Source organism: Delftia sp. ZNC0008, from assembly GCF_000799035.1.
Taxonomy (GTDB): domain Bacteria; phylum Pseudomonadota; class Gammaproteobacteria; order Burkholderiales; family Burkholderiaceae_C; genus Comamonas; species Comamonas tsuruhatensis.
In genome coordinates, this window is sequence record NZ_JTKZ01000884.1 from 1 (window position 1) to 3,623 (window position 3,623).

Annotated in this window: 4 protein-coding genes and 1 riboswitch; of the genes, 2 read left to right on the forward strand and 2 right to left on the reverse strand. The window is 66.2% G+C overall.

Features of this window, described 5'->3' with window-relative positions; all coding sequences use genetic code 11:
- Together L995_RS28405 and L995_RS28410 are read right to left on the reverse strand one after the other, a co-directional pair.
- Window positions 1–359 (reverse strand): DUF4124 domain-containing protein (locus L995_RS28405; protein WP_047474721.1); only part of this gene is annotated, 359 nt, incomplete at its 3' end.
- 96 nt (window positions 360–455) lie between these two features.
- Entirely contained in the window at window positions 456–1,097 is a 642-nt protein-coding gene (locus L995_RS28410; protein WP_016448970.1) for a hypothetical protein, read from the reverse strand.
- A 278-nt stretch (window positions 1,098–1,375) separates the two neighbouring features.
- Window positions 1,376–1,544: riboswitch (FMN riboswitch) on the forward strand.
- Window positions 1,545–1,653: 109 nt separating this feature from the next.
- Here L995_RS28410 and L995_RS28415 point away from each other — a divergent pair.
- Both L995_RS28415 and L995_RS28420 read left to right on the forward strand, forming a co-directional pair.
- Complete coding sequence (locus L995_RS28415) at window positions 1,654–2,196, forward strand: 6,7-dimethyl-8-ribityllumazine synthase (protein ID WP_016448969.1); 543 nt, start codon at window positions 1,654–1,656, stop codon at window positions 2,194–2,196.
- A 158-nt stretch (window positions 2,197–2,354) separates the two neighbouring features.
- Window positions 2,355–3,485: a branched-chain amino acid ABC transporter substrate-binding protein gene (locus L995_RS28420; protein WP_016448968.1), complete on the forward strand. Its 1,131-nt coding sequence runs from the start codon at window positions 2,355–2,357 to the stop codon at window positions 3,483–3,485.
- Window positions 3,486–3,623 lie beyond the last annotated feature (138 nt).

Consider the following 3,623-nt stretch of genomic DNA (forward strand, 5'->3'; position numbering starts at 1 on the left):
CCGCGTCGTGCCTCGCGCTCTTGCTGCTGGGCACGCGTGCGGCGCTCGGCCTCTTCGCGGGCCAGTTGCTGGTTCTTGCGCTCTATGGCGGCGGCGGACTGCGCGCGCTCGCGCTCCAGCTCTTCGGGGCTGGGGGCTTCCTGCACCTGCACGCGGTTTTCGCCGTCCTTGCAACTGCTGTTGGTGTAGGTGACGCGGCCGGTCTTGGCGTCCGTGCAGCGGATGACCTGGGCCGAGGCCGGGCCTGCGGTGAGCGCCAGCACCAGCGGTACAAACATCGGTACAAGCGCCGCCAGCGCCCAGCGCGCGGCCGCCGATGAACGGCGGCCGGTGTGGCCAAGGTCTTGGGTGCGGTGCATGGCGGTTTCCTTTCCCATCACAAGCGGCACAAGGATGTGGTGTATTGCCGATTATGGTGCGGCGCCCAGGGGCTGGAAATGCCGCCGGTCAGCCGTTCAGCGCCAGTGGCGCGGATCCTGGGTGGGGTAGGGGTTGCCGCCGCCCTGGCTTTCACGCTGCATGCGCTCGATGGCGCGTTGCTGCTGCTCGCGGTCACGCTGCTGCTGCTCCCGGTCCCGTTGCTGGCGTTCGCGCTCGCGCTGCTGCTGGCCCTGGTCGCGTTCGCGCTCCCGCTGCTGGCGCTCGGCTTCGCGGCGCTGCTGCTCCTGCATGCGCTCGCGCAACTGGCGGTCACGGTCCTGGGCCTGGCGGTCACGGTCCCGGTCGCGCTCTCGCATTTCACGCTCGCGTTGTTGGCGGTCACGCCAGGCATCGCGGTTGCGTTCCTGCTGGATGCGCTCGCGCTCGTATTGCAGGCGCTCACGTTCGCGCTGCAGGCGCTGGCGCTCGTACCAGCCGTTGTCCGGATAGGCGGGCTGCGTGGGATACGAGGGGTAGACGACGCCGCCCGACGGATAGCTGGGATAGGACGGGTAGCTGGGATAGCTGGGGTAGCCGGAGCCCATGTCCGAATAGCCATCGGGCGGCACGGCGCAGGCGGTGACCAGGGCTGCAAGGCCAAGGCCGGCCAGCAGGCGCAGGGGGCGCAGGCCAGGCTGCGGGCGCTGCTGCGTGGGGGAGGCGTTGGTTCGGGTCATGGTGTGGTGTCCGGGCAAAGGCGTGTTTCCTGTCTGGATCTCTTCATATGACGTTTGACAGGCCTCAATGGTTGACCTGGATCGTCCTGGCGAGGCAACGACGGCGACAGCGGAGCTTCTATTTTGATAGCAATTGGTCCATGTGCTGTAGGTGCTTCCAGATGAAATCCGCAGGCACAGCGCGCAATGGCTGCGGTCGCCCCGATCGCCGCAATGGCATCTGCGCGGGACTAGAATGGCCGCTGTCTTTGGCGGCGCGCAGTCCGTGCGCCGCAAAGCAGCGTTCTCAGGGCGGGGTGAAATTCCCCACCGGCGGTATCTGGATCTGTCTTTCGGCATGTGTCCGGCAGCCCGCGAGCGCCCGGCTAGCCGCAAGGCCGGCCGGGGTCAGCAGATCTGGTGAGATGCCAGAGCCGACGGTCACAGTCCGGATGAAAGAGATCGCGCAGCACCTGCATGGCAGGCGCCATGCCCATGGTTGTCCCATGGGCTGTGCCGCGCCATGCGGCGCCATGGCGCGCGCCCTGATTCATTTGTCTCATCTCGAAAGAGCACCATGAATCAGACTCCTGTCTCCTTGAACTTCTCCGCACACGGCACGGCCTCGGGCACGCCGTGGAAGGCCGTCGCGGGCCGCAGCCGCGTGGCCGTGATCTGCGCGAGCTGGCATACCGATGTCGTGCACCAGGCGCGCGACTCCATGGCGGCCGAGCTGCAGGCCCAGGGTGTGGCCGCGCAGAACATCAGCCACTTCAACGTGCCCGGCGCCTTCGAGATCCCGCTGCTGGCCAAGAAGCTGGCCGACAGCGGCCGTTTCGACGCGGTCATCGCCTGCGCGCTGGTGGTCAACGGCGGCATCTATCGCCACGAGTTCGTGTCCTCGGCCGTGATCGACGGCCTGATGCGCGTGCAGCTCGATACCGAAGTGCCCGTGTTCTCGGCCGTGCTCACGCCGCGCGACTTCCACGAGCACGGCGACCATGTGGAGTTCTTCCGTGCCCACTTCGTGAAGAAGGGCGTGGAAGTGGCGCATGCCTGCCTGGCGGCGCTGGACCAGCTGGCGCAGGTACAGGCACTGGGCCAGGCGCGCGCGGCCTGAGCCGGCCAGCCTCCCAGCACAGCTTTGGTTGGGGATGGATTCTCGTAAACACTGAGTTGGGGCCGAGTGTCGCGGTCCCGTCACGCGGCGTGACGCGCCATTGCCAAGCCGCGATGACGGGAATAACGTGACGGCCTGTTTCAACTGAGGAGTGCGCGATGAAGATGTCCCGGAAGTTGTGTATTGCGGCCGTCGTGGCCGGCATGGGTGGCGTGGCCATGGCCCAGGAGCAGGTGATCCGCATCGGCCACATCGGCCCCGTGTCCGGACCCCAGGCCAATTTCGGCAAGGACAACGAGAACGGCGTGCGCATGGCCATTGACGACCTCAATGCCAAGGGCATGGAGATCGCCGGCAAGAAGGTCAAGTTCCAGCTGGTGGCCGAAGACGATGTGGCCGATCCCAAGCAGGGCACGGCCGCTTCGCAGAAGCTGTGCGACGACAAGGTCGCTGGCGCCGTGGCCTTCCTCAACTCGGGCGTGGCCATCCCCTCGTCCAAGGTCTTCCAGGACTGCGGCATTCCCATGATCACGGGCGCGGCCACCAACCCCGACCTGACCAAGCCCGGCTGGAACACCACCTACCGCGTGATTGCCAATGACAACGCGCTGGGCGCGGCGCTGGCCAAGTACGCGGCCGAAACGCTCAAGCTCAAGACCGTAGCCATCATCGATGACCGCACGGCCTACGGCCAGGGCCTGGCCAATGTGTTCAAGAAGGATGCGGAAAAGCTGGGCGTGAAGGTCGTGGCCTCGGAGTTCACGAACGACAAGGCCACGGACTTCATGGCCATCCTGACCTCGATCAAGGCCAAGAAGCCCGAAGGCATCTTCTACGGCGGCATGTATGGCCAGGCCGGCCCCATGCTGCGCCAGATGGCCCAGTTGGGCATGAACGATGCCAAGTACTTCGGCGGCGACGGCCTGTGCGTGCCCGAGCTGGCCAAGGTGGCCGCCGGCGCCAAGCCGCTGGACAACGTGATCTGCGCCGACGGCGGCGCCTCGCTGGCCAAGATGCCTGGCGGCACGGAATGGAAGAAGCGCTACGACGCCAAGTACCCCGGTCAGTTCCAGGTCTACAGCCCGTACTTCTACGACGCCACCATGATGCTGGCCGACGCCATGAAGCGCGCCAACTCCTGGGACCCCAAGGTCTACATCCCCTTCCTGCAGAAGGCCGACTACTCGGGCGTGACCTCCAAGATCGCTTTCGAGAAGAACGGCGAGATGAAGAACCCTTCGTACACGCTGAGCGTGTTCAAGAACGGCCAGAAGACGGCCCTCGACTGAGAGCCTGTCCTTCCTTCGTTTTCATGCCCGCCTTGTGCGGGCTTTTTTTATCGGCCCGGGACCTCGGCCGGGGCCTGCGCCGGCGCATCGACCACGCCGGGCAACTGCGCCAGATAGGCCTGCAGCGCGGCAACGCGG